19 protein-coding genes are annotated in these 17,867 nt (G+C 42.3%); 12 read left to right on the forward strand and 7 right to left on the reverse strand.

Annotated features, from left to right (window positions below):
• Window positions 1–255: hypothetical protein (locus tag AC4II3_RS22345; RefSeq protein WP_490722888.1), on the reverse strand; the 255-nt coding region annotated here is incomplete at its 3' end.
• A 481-nt stretch (window positions 256–736) separates the two neighbouring features.
• On the opposite strand from AC4II3_RS22345, the gene AC4II3_RS22350 reads away from it, so the two are divergent.
• Window positions 737–1,045: a hypothetical protein gene (locus AC4II3_RS22350; protein ID WP_488011139.1), complete on the forward strand. Its 309-nt coding sequence runs from the start codon at window positions 737–739 to the stop codon at window positions 1,043–1,045.
• A gap of 143 nt (window positions 1,046–1,188) precedes the next feature.
• Here the strand turns inward: AC4II3_RS22350 and AC4II3_RS22355 are convergent, their stop codons facing one another.
• The 3 genes from AC4II3_RS22355 to ggt form a co-directional block, all read right to left on the reverse strand.
• Window positions 1,189–2,271 (reverse strand): pentapeptide repeat-containing protein, encoded by a 1,083-nt coding sequence (locus AC4II3_RS22355; RefSeq protein ID WP_488011137.1) that lies wholly within the window; start codon window positions 2,269–2,271, stop codon window positions 1,189–1,191.
• On the reverse strand, window positions 2,264–3,010 hold the full coding sequence (locus tag AC4II3_RS22360) for a hypothetical protein (protein WP_488011135.1): 747 nt from the start codon (window positions 3,008–3,010) through the stop codon (window positions 2,264–2,266). The genes AC4II3_RS22355 and AC4II3_RS22360 overlap by 8 nt, the downstream gene beginning before the upstream one ends.
• Before the next feature lie 165 nt (window positions 3,011–3,175).
• Window positions 3,176–4,918, reverse strand: a complete 1,743-nt coding sequence (gene ggt / locus AC4II3_RS22365) for a gamma-glutamyltransferase (protein WP_488011133.1) — start codon at window positions 4,916–4,918, stop codon at window positions 3,176–3,178.
• A gap of 485 nt (window positions 4,919–5,403) precedes the next feature.
• On the opposite strand from ggt, the gene thrC reads away from it, so the two are divergent.
• From thrC to AC4II3_RS22385, 4 genes are all read left to right on the forward strand, one after another.
• A complete protein-coding gene (gene thrC, locus AC4II3_RS22370; RefSeq protein ID WP_488011131.1) occupies window positions 5,404–6,708 on the forward strand; it encodes a threonine synthase in 1,305 nt (434 codons plus the stop codon).
• A gap of 245 nt (window positions 6,709–6,953) precedes the next feature.
• On the forward strand, window positions 6,954–7,229 hold the full coding sequence (locus tag AC4II3_RS22375) for a MoaD/ThiS family protein (RefSeq protein WP_488011130.1): 276 nt from the start codon (window positions 6,954–6,956) through the stop codon (window positions 7,227–7,229).
• Between the two features lie 681 nt (window positions 7,230–7,910).
• A complete protein-coding gene (gene ctpB, locus AC4II3_RS22380; protein WP_488011128.1) occupies window positions 7,911–9,233 on the forward strand; it encodes a carboxyl-terminal processing protease CtpB in 1,323 nt (440 codons plus the stop codon).
• A gap of 165 nt (window positions 9,234–9,398) precedes the next feature.
• Window positions 9,399–9,668, forward strand: coding sequence for a hypothetical protein (locus AC4II3_RS22385; protein ID WP_488011126.1), 270 nt, complete (start codon window positions 9,399–9,401; stop codon window positions 9,666–9,668).
• A 121-nt stretch (window positions 9,669–9,789) separates the two neighbouring features.
• Here the strand turns inward: AC4II3_RS22385 and AC4II3_RS22390 are convergent, their stop codons facing one another.
• On the reverse strand, window positions 9,790–10,044 hold the full coding sequence (locus AC4II3_RS22390; protein ID WP_293048312.1) for a hypothetical protein: 255 nt from the start codon (window positions 10,042–10,044) through the stop codon (window positions 9,790–9,792).
• Window positions 10,045–10,645: 601 nt separating this feature from the next.
• Here AC4II3_RS22390 and AC4II3_RS22395 point away from each other — a divergent pair.
• From AC4II3_RS22395 to AC4II3_RS22425, 7 genes are all read left to right on the forward strand, one after another.
• Window positions 10,646–10,888 carry a hypothetical protein gene (locus AC4II3_RS22395; protein ID WP_488011124.1) on the forward strand — a complete coding sequence of 81 codons (243 nt, stop codon included), beginning with the start codon at window positions 10,646–10,648 and terminating at the stop codon, window positions 10,886–10,888.
• Between the two features lie 804 nt (window positions 10,889–11,692).
• Complete coding sequence (locus AC4II3_RS22400) at window positions 11,693–12,082, forward strand: hypothetical protein (protein ID WP_488011122.1); 390 nt, start codon at window positions 11,693–11,695, stop codon at window positions 12,080–12,082.
• Between the two features lie 365 nt (window positions 12,083–12,447).
• The gene (locus AC4II3_RS22405) at window positions 12,448–12,807 is read left to right on the forward strand and encodes a hypothetical protein (RefSeq protein WP_490722889.1); all 360 of its coding nucleotides are present in this window, start codon (window positions 12,448–12,450) and stop codon (window positions 12,805–12,807) included.
• A gap of 65 nt (window positions 12,808–12,872) precedes the next feature.
• A complete protein-coding gene (locus tag AC4II3_RS22410) occupies window positions 12,873–13,346 on the forward strand; it encodes a tetratricopeptide repeat protein (RefSeq protein ID WP_488011120.1) in 474 nt (157 codons plus the stop codon).
• A gap of 175 nt (window positions 13,347–13,521) precedes the next feature.
• Window positions 13,522–13,956, forward strand: a complete 435-nt coding sequence (locus AC4II3_RS22415) for an ISAs1 family transposase (RefSeq protein WP_488011118.1) — start codon at window positions 13,522–13,524, stop codon at window positions 13,954–13,956.
• 233 nt (window positions 13,957–14,189) lie between these two features.
• Window positions 14,190–14,657, forward strand: a complete 468-nt coding sequence (locus AC4II3_RS22420) for an ISAs1 family transposase (RefSeq protein WP_490722890.1) — start codon at window positions 14,190–14,192, stop codon at window positions 14,655–14,657.
• A 276-nt stretch (window positions 14,658–14,933) separates the two neighbouring features.
• Window positions 14,934–15,770 (forward strand): Rpn family recombination-promoting nuclease/putative transposase, encoded by an 837-nt coding sequence (locus tag AC4II3_RS22425; RefSeq protein ID WP_488011116.1) that lies wholly within the window; start codon window positions 14,934–14,936, stop codon window positions 15,768–15,770.
• Between the two features lie 210 nt (window positions 15,771–15,980).
• Here AC4II3_RS22425 and AC4II3_RS22430 read toward each other — a convergent pair whose 3' ends face one another.
• Window positions 15,981–16,931, reverse strand: coding sequence for a LamG-like jellyroll fold domain-containing protein (locus AC4II3_RS22430; protein ID WP_488011114.1), 951 nt, complete (start codon window positions 16,929–16,931; stop codon window positions 15,981–15,983).
• A 311-nt stretch (window positions 16,932–17,242) separates the two neighbouring features.
• Window positions 17,243–17,665, reverse strand: coding sequence for a peptide chain release factor 1 (locus tag AC4II3_RS22435; protein WP_488011112.1), 423 nt, complete (start codon window positions 17,663–17,665; stop codon window positions 17,243–17,245).
• Window positions 17,666–17,867: the final 202 nt, after the last annotated feature.

Genomic DNA, 17,867 nt, shown 5'->3' on the forward strand with positions numbered 1-17,867 from the left:
TTCTACCCAAGATGCCAGTTCTACCCAAGATGCCAGTTCTACCCAAGATGCCAGTGTCTTGATGCAGTCGCTCATGGGGGAGACCCCCTTTGGCGGCGCTGCCTCCCCAAGACCGCGCTGCATCGCTTCTACGCAAGATGCCCATTCTACAGGTGCGACCCGTGATGGCGAGCAATCCCTGGTCATCACGGCAAGCGCACCTACTCCTAAAATCATTCCATTATTCAGCAACGCCCCAAGGTAAGCATTCAGCATTCAGAATTCAGCATTTAGCATTCAGCCTATGCGCTATACGCATATTCTCACTCAGGTTTTGAATAAAACAGGTAAGCATTCGTTTAATAGGGAGATGGGTAAATAGGTAGATGGGAAGTGTGGGAAGTGTGGGAAGTGTGGGAAGTGTGGGAATCTTTTTATTAGAGTAATTATACGGACATGATATAATCCCTGTATATAAAGCCAGGGCAAAGTAGTTTTTCCTGGTTAATAGTATGTTTAAATACAGTTTTGGTTATTTTTGTACTATGTTATGATATGTTGACAATAACGGGACCTGGTAAAATTTACTTGCTTAAGTAAACATATTTTTATACAATAGTCAACAGTTAATCTTATAAGTTAAGATGAGAGTTTGTAATTAAATGTTAATAAACATAAACTCTCGTTACCACAAAGATAAATTGGGGCTACTATAGTAAACTAAGTAATCATATAAACATAATCCCGGAAGGTAAATATGATAGAAGCTGCTTTCAAAAGGCTAATTCCTTTCGAGTCTCTTGTCGAAGCAATTACTACTCTGGAAATAGAAGACAAAATTAAGCTCAATCAAATCCTCGAAGAAGATATTGCTGAAATCCCACCGCAAATTGGATTAGAAAAATTGTTACAGACACCAGTATCCGAAATGCACTTTGAGCAATTTGAGGAACCTTTCCAAGCACCTGAACCTGCCAATACTGAAACTTCAAATGTGTCTCTGATTCCCTTGTCTCCCCTGCTGCCTCTAATTCCCTTACGTACCTCAGGGGATAACGTTGCGTAAAAAAATGCGATGTTCCTTCGTAACCGCTTCGCGATCGCAATCATTTCGGTGCGTTAGCTTTGCCTAACGCACCCTATTCGCTGAATGCTGATAACTGTTCGCGAAGCGTGCGCGTAGCGCTTTAGCTGAATGCTTACTAAAACTTAACGAGCAATAATCACCCTAGAGCTATCGCGGTCATCATCTTCAAAGATTGCCCCTAACCGCATCAAAACTTGTCTCATCTGATTAGAAATACCTCTATTTTTAGCGAATCTAGCCCCTTTCACTTTTGCCCCCCTAATGTCAGCATGACTAAAATCAGCCCCTCTGAGATTGGCACCATCTAACTCAGTAAGATTCATCTTCGCACTTCTGAGATTAGCACTCCTAAGGTCAGCATTTTCTAAGATAGCCAAACTCAAGTCAGCTGCCTGAAGATCAACTCCCCTGAGATCACTATGACTTAAGTCGCTACGAATCAGCTCAGCTTTGCGTAGGTTGGCACGAATCAGATGGACATAACTCAAATTACCACGAATCAGGCAGACTTGGGTCATATCTGCTAAACTTAAATCAGCACCTTTAAGATTAGTGCCCCTCAGTTTCGCACCTTTGAGGTTAGCTTCACTAAGCTCGGCACGGCTCAAGTTAGCATGAGATAAATCAACACACCTCAAGTCAGCCCCCCCTAGGTGGGCACGGATCAGGTTAGTGCCCTGAAGGTTAGCTCTGCTCAAAATCGCACTACCCAGATTAGCCCCCCTAAGTTTAGCCCCCTGGAGGTAAGCACCTCCCAATTTAGCCTCGCTAAGATTAACACCAGTGAGGTCAGTTTTCCTGACGTCAGCTCCCCTCAAGTCCGCACCACTGAGGTCACCATCCCTGAGATTAGCAGCATCTAATCGTATCCCCCTCAAGTCAGCACCACCAAGGCTTACCCCCTGGAGATTAGCACTCCTGAAGTCGCTCATCCTTAAATTGGCACTCCTGAAATCAGCCCCCCTCAAGTCAGCATTACAGAAGTTGGCACCTTGGAGGTTAGCCCCCCGGAAATCCGTTCCTCTGAAATCCGCTTCAATCAACCTAGCTTGGCTGAGGTCAGTGTAACTTAAGTCAGCTGCAGTGAAGTGCTCAGCCAGATTCAGCCCAACCATTGCAGTCAACTGCTCAAGATTGTCTGTTTCTGCCACTAAAACCCGCTTGATCAGGCTTAGCAGAATCGGTTGAGATTTTTCCTCACCCATATTGCAATTCCACTCGAGACAGATAGGGCTTAAATTTACTTACCAACAAATGTTCCACAATCAGTCTGTTGAGCACAACGGTTTTATTGCGGGTAAGGTTTGAAGACCACAACCCCTCAACTTCAGTTACACAAATATCTCGCTGGGATACTTCAAAGATTGCTTGGATACGACAGGGTAAAGCAGTGACATTCACAGTTGCTAGCTTTACCCGATTCAGGGAACCAAATAAAACACCATTGCCCTTCTCTTCTTCAAAAATCCAGGCAGGATTTTCCCCCGAAACTTGATTGGTAATGTGGCACCAGGAAACTTGATCGGTCTCGTAGGATTCTGCTTGAGATTCTGGTTGGGATGTCTCGTGGGATGATGTCTCGTGGGATTGCGATTGGGTAGCTTCTGGAGTAACAGCACCTCCCCCTTTTTCCCTGTTGCCATTAGGGTCTGTTGGACGTTGGTTGAGATCACAACTAGGCCATGGTGGCTGTTGATTACCTAGTGTTGCCAGTTGAAGATAACCACCAAGCTCACGGAATTCATAGGGGATATTACCATGTTGGAGATGAAGACGCAGTACTCCACCTTTGAGTCCAAATTTAACACGACCTTCGAGCAACTCTTCCCACTGTTGCTTAAATTGGATAGTTAGGTATAAATTAATCTGCGGGATTTTAGAGGGTTTTTGCCAAAACTTACGTTTTTGTTTGTTTGGCGGAATCAGCATTCCTTCCAATCTCATCCCTAAGCAATCTAGGCATTTATTCTTAGGTTCAGGTGGAGGCATGTAATAGCAAAGGGAATAGAGAACAGGGAACAGGGAACAGGGAGTAGGGAGTAGGGAGTAGGGAACTTACGATCCAAAACTCCCACAATTCCTACACCGATTGCTAAAGTAAATGCTATGTTAATAACCTAAGGTTAAGGCACCAGGTCGGCGAGGATCAGATGCACCTTCAAATGAATTGTTAATGTACATGATACTCTGGGTACTCCCCATAGCATTACGCACCGAAATCTTATATCCTTTATACTTTAATAATTGGATTGTATCACCATTCAAACCCTGTTCTATAAAAAGTTGATCCGGTAACCATTGATGATGTACCCGAATGGCATTAGTAGCTGTAGCAATATTCAGCTGGTGATCAATTACATTCATAATCAATTGCAAAACTGTGGTAATAATCCTACTCCCCCCGGGACTGCCAGTGACTAGATAAGGGTTACCATCTTTGAGCACAATTGTTGGGGTCATAGAACTCAGCATTCTTTTTTCTGGTGCTATAGCATTGAATTCTGCTCCAGTTAACCCAAAAGCATTAGGGACTCCTGGCTTAGCTGAAAAATCATCCATTTCATTGTTGAGGAGAATACCCGTTCCCGGTACTGTAATTTTACTGCCATAGCTGAAGTTTAAAGTATAGGTATTAGCAACAGCATTGCCATACTTATCCATCACTGAATAATGGGTGGTATCATTGCTTTCTACCCGTTGAGTAGGATTACCAGGGGCAATTTCTGAACTGGGAGTTGCTTGATAGAGATTAATCCGTTGACGGATGCGTTCACCATAGGTTTTAGAGGTTAATTCAGCAATCGGAACGGGCACAAAGTCAGGATCTCCTAAAAACTTAGAACGGTCAGCATACGCTAACTTCATACTTTCCGTCATTAAATGAATGGTTTGGGCAGTATTATGTCCCAGTTTCCGAATCGGAAATGCTTCTAAGGTATTCAACATCTGGACTAGATGGATACCTCCAGAACTTGGAGGTGGCATAGAATAAATCTCATAGCCCCGATAAGTTCCCCGAATCGGCTCTCGAATCACGGGTTTATAGGTCGCTAAATCCTCTTTGGTAATCAGACCACCATTGGCTTCCATATCTGCTACGATAGCCGATGCGATCGCACCTTCATAAAAAGCTTTAGCCCCATTGTTAGCAATTAGCTTTAAACTACGGGCTAAATCCTTTTGTACCAAGATTTCCCCGACCTGATAAGGGATACCTCCTGGCTTATAAAAAATAGCCATACTCGCCTCGGAAGCTTGCATTCGCTGCTTAGAGTATCTCAGAGAGCCGAGCAAATCTTCAGAAACTGGGAACCCTTTTTCTGCTAATTTAATAGCTGGTTGTAATGCCCGTTCTAAGGAAATAGTGCCGTATTTTTCCAGTGCCATAGTTAACCCAGCTACGGTACCAGGAACACCTACAGATAAATAACTGTATCGAGACTTTTCTGGGTCAACCTCACCATTATTATCCAGGAACATATCACGAGTAGCAGCGAGTGGTGCTTTCTCCCGATAATCAATAGCAATGGTTTGGTTATCCTTGGCCAGATGTAAGAGCATAAAGCCACCGCCACCGAGATTGCCAGCTCGCGGTAAGGTTACCGCTAGGGTAAACCCAATGGTTACCGCAGCATCAACAGCATTGCCACCTTCTTTTAAAACCGCTAAACCAGCTTGTGAGGCATAGCGTTCTGGAGAGGAAACCATACCGTTTTTAGCGATAACAGGATGAAAGATATCTTTTCTGCTAAAGATAACTCTGTCTTGAGCAAAGGCGCTGCCAGCACTAATGAAAATTAGAGTAGTGAGGCAAATGATGATGAATTTATGTGTTTTGGCGATCTTGCCCATGGAATAGTTAATCGAATAGTGAGGGATTAGAAATGATTTTCCGCAACGGTTCCTGCCCTGGGTGAGGTAGATCTCGCTCAGCGCTACTAGGGAGTCGGCAGTCGGCAGTCGGGAATCGGGAGTCGGGAATCTTGGTTGCGAAAGTTGGCAGGTTGTTCGCCTTTGGCGTTCGATGTAGGGTAGGTTGTCTGTCAGAATTCTGAATTCTACATTCTAAATTCTTAATTCAAAAATCTTCAAGCTTGCCTGTTGCCTGTTGCCTGTTGCCTCTTCCCTGTTCCCTACACACAGCCATTTATCACTAATTGAACTAAATGTTTGTATCTCAATTGACAGTAATTTTGAGTCGTTAATGTTTAGTCTTTATCCCCTGCAATTAATCCCGACTAAAAAAGTCGGGTATGTTTGACGTGCATTTTGAGGTATGTTACTTTTAATCAAGTCTTGACTGAACGTAATTAGAGAGCGTAATTAGAGATATACCCATGAGCCAAGCCACAATTACTCCCAAAACCCAGGCATCTACCGCATTTACCAAGTTGAAGTGTAAAGAGTGTGGTGCGGAGTATGAGCCCAAGGCAATGCACGTTTGTGAGGAATGCTTTGGTCCGTTGGAAGTCAAATATGACTACAGTATCCTCAGACGCAATGTAACCAGGCAGAGCATTGAGGCAGGTCCGAAATCCATCTGGCGCTATCGTTCTTTCTTACCCCTTGCCACTGATAACTATATTGATGTTGGTACGGGAATGACTCCCTTAGTGAAATCGACTCGCTTGGCTAGACGCTTAGGGTTAAAAAATCTCTACATTAAAAATGATGCGGTCAACATGCCCACCCTGAGCTTCAAAGACCGGGTGGTATCAGTAGCTCTAAGTAGAGCACGGGAGTTAGGCTTCTCAACGGTATCCTGTGCGAGTACTGGAAACTTAGCGAATTCTACTGCTGCGATCGCAGCTCATGCTGGACTCGACTGCTGCGTGTTTATCCCTGCTGACCTGGAAGCGGGTAAAGTGATGGGCACTCTGATTTACAACCCCACATTAATGGCAGTCAAAGGCAACTACGACCAAGTCAACCGCCTCTGTTGTGAAGTAGCCAACAGCCACGGTTGGGGATTTGTGAACATTAACCTACGTCCCTACTACTCAGAAGGCTCCAAAACTCTGGGCTTTGAAGTAGCTGAACAACTAGGTTGGCAACTACCGGATCATATTGTTGCTCCCTTGGCATCAGGTTCTCTATACACCAAGATCTACAAAGGCTTCCAAGAATTTATCAAAGTCGGTCTAGTAGAAGATAAATCAGTGCGCTTCAGTGGTGCTCAAGCAGAAGGTTGCTCCCCGATCGCTCAAGCTTTCAAAGAAGGACGGGACTTCATTACTCCAGTCAAGCCCAACACTATTGCTAAATCCATTGCGATTGGGAACCCAGCCGACGCCGTCTACGCTTTAGAAATAGCTGAGAAAACTAAGGGAAACATTGAATCCGTCACTGATGCAGAAATTATCGAAGGGATGAAGTTGCTGGCAGAAACCGAAGGAATCTTCACCGAAACCGCAGGTGGTACTACAATTGCTGTACTCAAGAAGCTGGTAGAAGCTGGTAAAATTGACCCCGATGAAACTACGGTAGCCTACATCACTGGTAATGGCTTGAAGACCCAAGAAGCAGTTCAAGGCTATGTGGGTCAACCGTTTGTGATTGAACCAAAACTAGACAATTTCGAGAAAGCATATGAGCGGGCTAACACCCTAGAGCGTTTGGAATGGCAGCAAGTTTTAGTTTAAGCACTCAGCACTCAGCACTCAGCACTCAGCACTCAGCACTCAGCTGATTTTATTCAAAACCATCGATTGGGCTACGCCCACGCTGCGCGAACAGTAGCGTCGCTTACAGCCGATGGGTGATAGCTGATAGCTGATAGCTGATGGCTGTTCGCGTAGCGTGCGCGTAGCGCTTAAGCTAATAGCTGATTGCTTACCATTCAAGCTTCAAAATTGAGAATTCAAAGCAAGATAACAAGATATTGATTATGGCTGTAAAAGTTTTAATTCCTACTCCTCTGCAAAAATATACCCAAGAGCAATCAACAGTAGAATGCGAGGGAACGAATGTTTCTGAACTGATCGAATCCCTGGAAAGTAATTGTCCTGGTATTAAACAACGACTGTGCGATGAGCAGGGTAAACCCCGTCGATTTTTGAATCTCTACGTGAACGGGGAAGATATCCGCTTGTTGGAAAATACAGAAACAAAACTCAACAATGGGGATGAAGTGAGTATTGTCACAGCTGTTGCTGGTGGTTAGAGATATCGCATTTCTAAATTCGTTGAGGTTTTCGTCCTGGCTTTTAGAAGGGAACAGGGCACAGGGAGTAGGGAACAGGGCACAGGGAACCCTGATCTGACTCCCGATTTTCCCATCTACCCAACTCCCCTAACTGGATTTTCAGCTGCGCTATACAATACTCAGGGGTTGATCGGGATGGCTGCAAGTATTTTTTTATACAACGCATTCGGCTAGCCACGTGAGCTGGCAGCTAAATTAGTGATTATTTTGCGATCGCTATGGCAGTCTGTGTACCCAGAGCAGTTCAGTTTCGGAACTGGCACAACGGCAGTCTGCCATAGTTGCTGAATTTTTGTATATTACAATTAGAGTATTAAATCGTATAAAAAAAAACTCTAGCCTCTCTTGTCACTAACTGACTGAAACTTGGTGACTGAAACTTGGTGACTGAAACTTGGTGACTAAGTTTTCGGTTTAACCCGACATAGGAATATACCCTTAGTATATCATATCAGAAGCTAAAAGTATAAAAAAATTTTTTTTGGTTATTATCATCAGTAGAATTAGTAGTCATAGCTAGGTAGTCTCACTAGCTCATAGCCGTGGGCAATCCTAGAACTGGTCAACAAAAACCTCAATATATAAAAAACTAAATAAATCAAGTAATTAACTAATTAAGTAATTTGCCGCCTTATATCCATGAGACAATCCCTGAAAAACTTCCCCCGACTCAAACGTGTTCTGTTCACTGGAGCGATCGCAACCACAGCAGTTTGGTCTTGGGCAACACCGATTAATGGTAGCTCTGTGGTTGTAGCATTTCAGGATAGCCCTAAGACGATTGTTGATGAAGTTTGGCAAACTGTCAATCGCGAATATGTTGATAACACCTTTAACCAAGTTGACTGGCAAACGACTAGGCACGAACTGCTGAGCAGAAGCTACGCTTCAAAGGAAGAAGCCTATAAAGCGATTCGGAAAGCCCTAGAAACCTTGGAAGACCCCTACACCCGGTTTCTAGAGCCAGAACAGTTCCAAGCCTTGACAAACCAAACTGTTGGTCAACTGTCTGGTGTGGGTATTCGCATGGAAATAGAAAAGCAGACCGAAACTCCGTTGATCATTGAACCGATTGAAAATTCCCCAGCGTTTAAGGCAGGTCTTCAAGCTGGGGATAGGATTTTAGCGGTAGATAGCAAACCGACGAAAGGGTTAAGTCTCGAAGATGCCTCGGAACTAATCCGGGGTAAAGTGGGAACATCAGTGACTCTGCGGATTGCCAGACCAGGGGAGGGCATCTTTGAGATAGAACTAACCCGAGCTGAGATAGAAATCCCTTCTGTTCGTTACAGCGTCAAGCAGGAAGGGAATCTGCGAGTGGGTTATATCAGCTTAAATGAATTTAGTTCCCATGCAGCTGAAGAAATGCAACGGGCAATTAGTAACCTAAATCAGCAGAATGTGAATGCTTATGTCCTAGATCTGCGGGGGAATCCAGGAGGATTGCTTTTTTCCAGTATTGAAATTGCCCGCATGTGGATGCAAGAGGGGGAAATTGTTAGCACTATAGACCGCATCGGTGGTAAACAGGCATACACAGCTAATCGAACCGCCTTGACCCAACTGCCCTTAGCGATTCTAGTGGATGGTAACTCCGCTAGTGCTAGTGAGATTTTAACTGGTGCTCTCAAAGATAACAAACGCGCTACTGTTATCGGTTCTCGCACCTTTGGTAAAGCCGCTGTCCAGTCTGTCCATTCCTTATCCGATGGTTCGGGTTTAACGGTGACCGTCTCTCGTTACTACCTACCCAGTGGTGAAGATATTAGTTTGAAAGGAATTGTGCCCGATATTCGCCAAGAGTTGACCCTTGAGCAACGGCAACTGCTATCTAGTCAACCGGGATGGCGTGGCACTAGCAAGGATCCTCAATACGGAAAAGCGATCGCAGTTTTAAAATCCACTACTGCCTCTGAGCCTGGAACCCTCAGTCAACCCTTAAACTCAGGTAGAGTCTGGTAGAATTTAGAATTTAGAATCTAGAATTTAGAATTTAGAATTTAGAATTTAGAATTCGTTCATTCTTCATTCTTCATTCTTCATTCTTCATTCTTCATTCTTTAGATGATATCAAGCACTTGATCAAGACAGTTATTGGTTAGCTAATCACTATTTCGTACGTATTCAATGCTCTCACTAATCCCACCAGACAAAGGTAAACAGAGGGAAGTGTGGGGAAATGGAGAAATACCGAATATTGTTATTAACGCTAATTTCGATATCATAACCTTTAACCTTGGCCAAAAGGCCACGCTACGCGAACAACCTTCTAACTTTAAACCTTCTAACTTTAAACCTTCTAACCTTCAACCTTCTAACCTTCAACCTTCTAACCTTCTAACCTTAAACCTCAAAAAAAATAGCCGCAGAAAACCTTCTACGGCTAAGAGTTTTTAGTTATGCCTCAACTTTCTAAACCAATCCAGAAATGATCCCATAGGATTGACCAAAGGTCACGCTACGTGAACAAACCTGATGCTTTGGCCAGGGGGGGCGACCCCCCCTATAATTTAATAGTTTAACCCAAATTTAAATACTTGGTCATCATGGTGATGAATTCGCCAGGAATTCCCGTCGGCTGAAGGGGGCTCCACTCCGATATTTCGGCGTAACCCCGTGCATAAAGGGTCTGCATGGTGTTGTTTATTGCCCGGCGGGAACCCTTCAGAATGTGCTTAATGGGGTATTTTTTTGGGGAAGGTTCTTGAGGAGTATTACTAGGAGTGATATCCTCAGGATTGTTTTGTGGATCTGGGCGAAAGTTGTCAGGCATAATTCAAAATTGCTTTTGACGTTTATAAATATAATAATAACGATTATAAATTTATTTGTCAAGGGTTTTTAGATTTTTTTTGAGAGCTAATTAGAATTAAGAATTAAGAATTAAGAATGTAGAATTAAGAATTTAGTGCGTAGGGTGCGTTAGGGGAGGGAGCGCCTTTTAGACTTCGTAGCTAGTATTGGGATAACCCGCCCCGTAACGCACCACCAAGTAGAATTAAGAATTAAGAATTAAGAATTAAGAATTGGGAACAGGGGACATAATAAAAATATTAGCGTTCCTTTTTTTTTGTGTATTTAATTTACTGATAGCCTTGGAAATAAGAAATAAAAAAATCAAAATATCCGACAAATTGTTATAGGTATATAAAATGAATTGTGATATTTTTTTACCCGACTCCTGACTCCCTATTCCCGACTACCTGTATTTTTTTTGTTAGACTAAATCAAGATTGAATTTTATGCATCTATAAACAATACAATATAGTTGACTACATTTTTTAACTGATTCAACAAGTTTGGACAAAACCTGAGATCACAGCCAGGTAATGATTAGTTGCTTACATCTGACTGACGTTAACTAGCAAAGATTTATGAACCGGGCAGTTATATTAACCGCTATTCCTGTTGAATACATTGCTGTTAAGGATCATTTGAGCAATCTTCAAGAGGAAGAACATGAACAAGGGACAGTTTATGAACTAGGACAGTTTTTAGATAATGGTAAGTCCTGGGAAGTAGGAATTGTTGAGATTGGTCCAGGAAATACCAGAGCAGCAATGGAAACAGAAAGAGCGATCGCTTACTTCGATCCTGATGTTGTTCTGTGTTTTTAATACGTATAATGTCTTATCCATTAAATTGTATTTTTGTCAATTATATTTTATACCAAATTTGTATTATATGAGATTTTATATGAGGTTTTATACCAATTTTGGTATTACATGAGGTTTTACATGAGTTTTTAGCCGCAGCAGCCGGGGACAAGCGCTAAAGTATGGGTTTACTGACTAATGCCTAAGGTAGCACTATAGGTAATGGGTTGTAGGGGTTTGGATTCTGAAACACTTAGAGCTAATTCGTAAAGTAAATCTTAAGAAGTCTGAAAGCCTTGCTATGATTGTCTTTTAGCTATTAAATAGTTCAATTGTTCTATTTTTACGCAAGCCTTATCCTACAAGGTTTAGTGCGAGTTTATGAATCAGCTCTTAATTTTTCAAGGGTTTTAGAACCGAAATGACCACGTTTTTAATACGTATAATGTCTTATCCATTAAATTGTATTTTTGTCAATTATATTTTATACCAAATTTGTATTATATGAGGTTTTATATGAGGTTTTATACCAATTTTGGTATTACATGAGGTTTTATATGAGGTTTTATATGAGGTTTTATATGAGGTTTATGAGGTTAATAGATACTTATTAGGGTTAATATCAGATTGTTCCAACTAAAAATTAGGAACTCGGGATAATTGTTCAAAGTTGTGGAACAAATGAACTATATAAGAGGTGCTTGCCCTGTGCTTAGTGTTATGTCATCAGAGTAAGCTTAAACCATAGATGGGACTCTAGATATAGTACAAATGTTTTGAATAAATGACATGTTCTCTGTAAAAAAATTAAAAGGAGAAGTTCAAATGAAAAGCATTCTCAAAATTTTTTCTTCCCTCTTGCTGACTTTTACCTTGTTCTTAGGGTTCACAGGTGCCGCAAGTGCGTACCCCTACCCCACGTGCGATCTGGTCAACAATTACTCTTGTCCCCCTGAGAATTTGGATGTATATGATGTGTTATTAGTAGATATACCAAGTAACAATGAGGTGGTTTTAGATATCGCTCCTTTTGTCTTGGATAGCCCGTACAAGGTGAATTATAATTTGGGAGCGGGGCGAAATGTGGAGGATTGTAAAGATGATTGGTGTCAAATCATAGAGGAAACTACTGATGAACCTGATAACGGTTTTGTGCAAAACATCACCAACGATAATCCGCAAATTATCAATGTTACGGTAAGTAAGAAATACTAGACTTCTAGTAAACTGAGATCTTGCACTTCACCTACAGCTGATTCTGGGTATGGTTTCGCCCCCCTAGCCCCCCAATTCTGGGTGTAACAAAACTCTCAAGCGATGCAGAGGTGCGCTTTCCGTTGGCGAATTAAATTCTCCAACGGAAAGCGCACCTCTGCGGTCTTGGGGAGGCAGCGTGGTTTTTGGGGTTTCCCCATGAGCGACTGCATCAAGACAAGTCCCCCATAATTGGGGATTTAGGGGGCTTAAATAAAACCAGATGATCGCGCATTCATTTCTTAATTCAGCAACGCCACTTTGTCGGTAGAGACACTCAACTTAAGGAGCTCCATCAAGAACTTCAAAAGACCGATAGATTAGAAATTTGTGCTATTGCCGGAATGGGCGGTGTGGGCAAAACCGAGTTAGCTCTACAATCGACCTTAACCATTGCTAAAGTTCAGAAACGTTTAGAGAAAAAGAAATTAGCAGCTAAGGCATTACTTGATCCCACAGAAGAAGGGGAAATGACAGCCCAGTTGGGAGTAGCAGCAGCCTTTGAGTTATCCTGGGAAGATTTGAAAGATTGTCCAGAAGCCCAGCAGTTGGGATGTCGTCTGAGTCTGTTTGCTCCTGCTCCTTTTGAGTGGTCACTGGTAGAAAAGTGTGTTATAGAAACTGAAGATGAAGATGACTGGGAAGAAGAACAAGAAGAATTAGAAGAATTACGCGATCGCTTTTAGCGGAAGCTTCGCTTCATCGCGAAGCGTGGCCTACGGCCAATCGCAGTTTACTGAAACTGAACCTATTGCAACTGACTGAACAGCAAACCTATCAACTCCATCCACTAATTCGAGAATTTTTCCAGACCAAGCTGGCTCAATTACCAGAGGTCGATAGCTACAAGCAAAGCTTTTGTAAGACAATGGTGGCTGTAGCAAAAGAAATTTCTTATACACCAACTCGCGATCAGATTGCAGCAGTTAGCTCCGCCATCCCTCATTTAGACGAAGCTGCGACTGTCCTAACTGACTGGCTCAGGGATGAAGATTTAATAGAGCCCTTTGTTGGCTTAGGAAGATTCTCTGAGGGTCAAGGTACCTATGATCAGGCTGAACCTTGGTATAAGCAAAGTTTAGATATTAGCACAAGTCGTCTGGGTGAAGAACATCACGATGTAGCCACTAGTCTCAACAACCTGGCATTTATCTACTATACTCAGGAGCGTTACCATGAAGCGGAACCCCTCTTTCTCCAGCAGGGCTGTTTCATTATAGAGTAAAAAGGTGTATAGTGAAGCAATAGCCCGAAAAAATGGCATAATTCCCATTATATACCCAAATTATGGAGAAAAGCTTAATCGACGTTTCTCTTAGAAATACCTGATCATCGCAGTCCTCATGGTCAACGTCCGCCTCTATGGCTAGTGCTTCTAATTATCATTATGGGGATGATGAGTGGTTATTGGGGTTATCGACAATTGGGTAGATTTGTGGAACGCCACCGCACAGCAATTTTTTAGTAGACTTAAAATTCCTTGTGCTCGTGTTCCTTCTTATTCAGCAATCAGAAGGGTCATGATTAATTTAGATTACGAAGAACTCCAAATTGTATTTAATCAATGGAGTAAACAATCTAGTATAATTCCATCTAATGAATGGATATCCCTGGATGGTAAAAGTCTCAAAAATACCGTGAGTAACTACGATAAGGCGCAACAAAACTTTATCAACTGTGTTTCGGCTTTTGCTCATCAAAGAAGATTAGTTTTAGGGGTAAAAATGATGGAAAACAAACGGGAAAGCGAAATTCCCGTCGTTCGCGACTTAATTAACTTATTAGATTTAACTGGTGTAGTCTTTACTTTTAGGTGCGACCCGTGGCGAATTTAATTCGCCTACGGAAAGCGCACCTGTGATGCTCTTCATTGTCAAAAAAAAACTCTGGCAGCTATCGTCGAGTCAGGGAATGACTATTTAGTTAAAGTCAAAAAAAATCAACCCGGAGACGAAACCTTAAAATAAGGCAGCCTTAATCATAAAGTTTTAACCCTTTTACCCATAGCCGACCAACCATAAAGGCTGCCTTATTTTTGCGGTAACTTCTGACCAAATTATATCAACAAATAGAAACGGAATCAAACCAGAAAACACCACGACAAAAAGTGACACATCATGAAAAAACTAGAAACCGTAATACTTATCGTATGATCGAAGTGTTTGAGCCACCGGAAAATCTTGATCCACAATGGATTGGTGTCGGTTGTGTGATTAAAGTCTCTCGCAGTGGAACTCGTGGTAATGAACCATTCAAAAGTATTAGTTATTATATCAGTTCAAAATCACCTCAATCTCGTCGTTTGATGGATGGAATTAGAGGACATTGGCTCATTGAAAATTCTCTTCATTGGGTAAAGGACGTCATCTATGAAGAAGATATTAGTCCCCAAACATCAGGATTTGCTCCAAAAAACTTATCTTTGCTCAAAACCTGGGTTTTAACCCTGATTCGAGCACATGGCTTTGATTCAATCAAGGCAGCAATCAGTGAAATGAGCCATAATTTGAGGTATATCCTCAGTTTTTGTACTTAAGACTAATTATCTCTAATTATCTTCGATTTTATTGAAAATGAAACAGCCCTGCTCTTTCTCCAGGCATTGGATATTGCAGAACAGAAGTTAGGGTCAAATCATCCTAACACTTTAATCTACCGTGACAATCTGGAAATTTTGCGCGATATAAAAAGGGAACAGGGAACAGAATAAACGATATCCGAATAGTTTTTGATGTTATGCTAAATCAGCAAAATTGTTCATTGATTAGCTAGAAATGCTATATACTGACTTGGTCATACTTTTCCTAATGGAATGACTTACGATAGTACCCTAAAATATCTAGTTGAAAAATATCCTCAAGCCTTTACCCGTTGGTTATTCAACCAGCAACCAGCAGAAGATATCGAAATTCTAAACACTGAATTGAGCACAGAGCCAATTCGAGCAGATGCCTTATTTTTTGTGCGAGTTGCTGATGCTATTTTGCATTTGGAATTTCAAACCTTACCCCAATCTGAACCTCCCTTACCCCTGCGGATGCTGGATTATTGGGTCAGGTTGTATCGCCAGTATCGTTGTGATATTGAGCAGGTAATAATTTTCCTAAAACCAACCCGATTAGCGGGAGTATTTGAGAATCAATTTACCGAGAGGAACCTATCCTTCCGCTACCGGGTGATTCGGATTTGGGAATGTGATCCAGAACCATTACTAACAACGCCGGGATTACTACCCTTGGCCGTGTTAGCACAAGCAGAAGTGCCAGAAACCTTGTTATCTCAGGTAGCAGCCAAAATCGATATGATTGAAGATAGACAACAGCAGCGTAACCTATCTGCGTGTGTGCAACTGTTGGCTGGGGTGAAATTTGATGAGCAGTTAATTCAAGCCTATTTTCGGGAGGATATGATGCAAGAGTCAGTAGTTTATCAACGAATTATTCGTCAAGGATTAGAACAAGGAAAGCACAATGAGGTTAAGTTAATTATCCGTCTACTAAACCGTCGCATAGGTCAGCTCAATCCCCAATTACACAATCAAATTGAGCAGTTATCCTTTGAGCAGTTGGAGGATTTAGGAGAAGCCTTGTTAGATTTTGAAACCGAGGTGGATTTGACCAATTGGTTAAACCAGTTTAGGGATAAGTAAAATCAGGTTAGGTGTGGCACCCAAAAGCAATGCCATGGGGAGCTGGTAAAATTTAGAATTTAGAATTTAGAATTTAGAATTTAGAATTTAGACTTTAGAATTTAATAGAATTGAGAATCGGCGAAGGTATAATTTTAAATTCTTCATTCTTCATTCTTCATTCTTCATTCTTCATTCTTCATTCTAAATTCTACATTCCTCTGACCTTAATCAAGTAGACTTCAACAGCCATAGACTAAGTAAGCCCAGTCTGAAGATTTCTTTCCCTAATGGTGCTTGACCTGAACAGATGTCATGCCTGTAATCAGCTTGAATCTGTTCCTGAGTCAAAGCCCGACTGTAAATTCGCACACCAGCCAAAAGTCCGGAGTACTGATAGTCAAGGTTGCCTTGAATATCACGGAATTGACCCAGCCGTAGGGGTCTACCAGGGGAAGGTGCTATCGGGTTGTCGGTCTGATTGGGAATCCGACGGATGTTGCCGTTAAAGTCTCGAACTTCTTCGATGTGGCTTTGGATGCCATTAATGTAGGTCTGCATGATAAACCTACCGGGAGCCACTTCACCAAAGGTTGCAGCCATATGGGTCCATTGACCACCATGGACGATATCCTCACTGACTACACCACCACTGCCGCTAGTTTCGTCTGCTTCCTTCGGTAATCCTTGGGTGACATTGTTGGGGATGATAGTCAGAATCAGGTTGCGATCCGTTTGTAGAGTACTCAGGAAAAGATACCAGGAAAATGCTTTGCATATGGGCTGTGGGCAGGCTCCAAAACCAACTTCTCCATCAGGGTAAGTACCCTGGGGAGGATCGGTAAACGCTGGGTTTGCTTTGATGTAATCAACCTTAACCCAAGTTTCCACGGTCAGGTTAGCCAGATCTGGGAAATTGGGAACCTCAACGTATTGTGCAAAGGACATTTGCGGGGATTCGCCGCTATCAGATAAGCGTCTGAGAACGTTATAGTTCAGAGATGCTGAACCAACAAACCCTGGCGGGACATCCGCTGAGGGAGCCAACGGATGGGCATCCGGATCGTGTTGGATCATACCATCAAAGGTTCCAGGATTAGCTGTGTTCCTGATCACTCCCGTGTCAGTTGGAGTTTCAAATAAATACTCAGCTACCAAATCTGTGGGATCGGGGGTAAACATTTCTGTTTTTCTTCTGCTGCGACTTTGGACAAAATTTGATGTTTTGCCTTTCGTTTGTACTCAAAACAATTGGCTAACAAATCTATTGTCAAAGGCACCCTTAGAGAGTGACAGTACCCTTTGAGGGTACTATTTTGTCCAAAGTCCAATATTAGTAGCAAAATTAGCGATTGTTTATAAAAAAAACTGAGACTATAGTGCAGGCAAGATTTCCCCACTGCAATAATTTTCGGAATTATAGTGGATTGCTATAGTATTCGTTGATGCTTTTGATGCGTTCCCATAACAGCTATTTGCTTAGCATCACGTTTTTAATGCCAATAACGCCAGTAAGGACGACCTTTCCAAAATACCCCTAGGATTACTCCAATCACAGAATTCATGGAAAACCCAACTAACCCAAGAGGGATGGGAAGTTGGGACTTGAGCAATAAACCGACAATAAGGCACAACACTAAAGCCCAGAGACTAGAGGTCTTCAGGAATACCTGGGACTGCCAACGTTCACATATATAAACTCCTAACACCCCAACTCCTATAGCCGCAGCCATAAACCAGATGATTGCTAGGGGTTTAGAAAATAGTAGCCGTGAGAGGGGGCGGAAAATTTGTGATTGAGTCAAGACCCATATCAACAGGTTCTCTAGAGCAACTACCAGCACAGTGGTCAAGGCAGCTACTTTGGACAGAGGTAGCCAAGGCTGTTGCTTAAAATTATTCCAAGGGTCATTCATGCTATGCTTCCTTTGACTTGGTTGAGGATTTAAAAAAAAGTGTAGCGGTCTCGAAAACCCTGTCTGATCATGAACATGCCAATCGTCTATCACCAGGACTATGTCGCACCTCTGCCAGACGGGCATCGCTTTCCCATGCCTAAATTTGGGAGTGCGATTCGTTGACTAGAAACCTTACCCTACAAAGGTTAAGGGGGATTAG

This window comes from Moorena sp. (genome assembly GCF_982860115.1).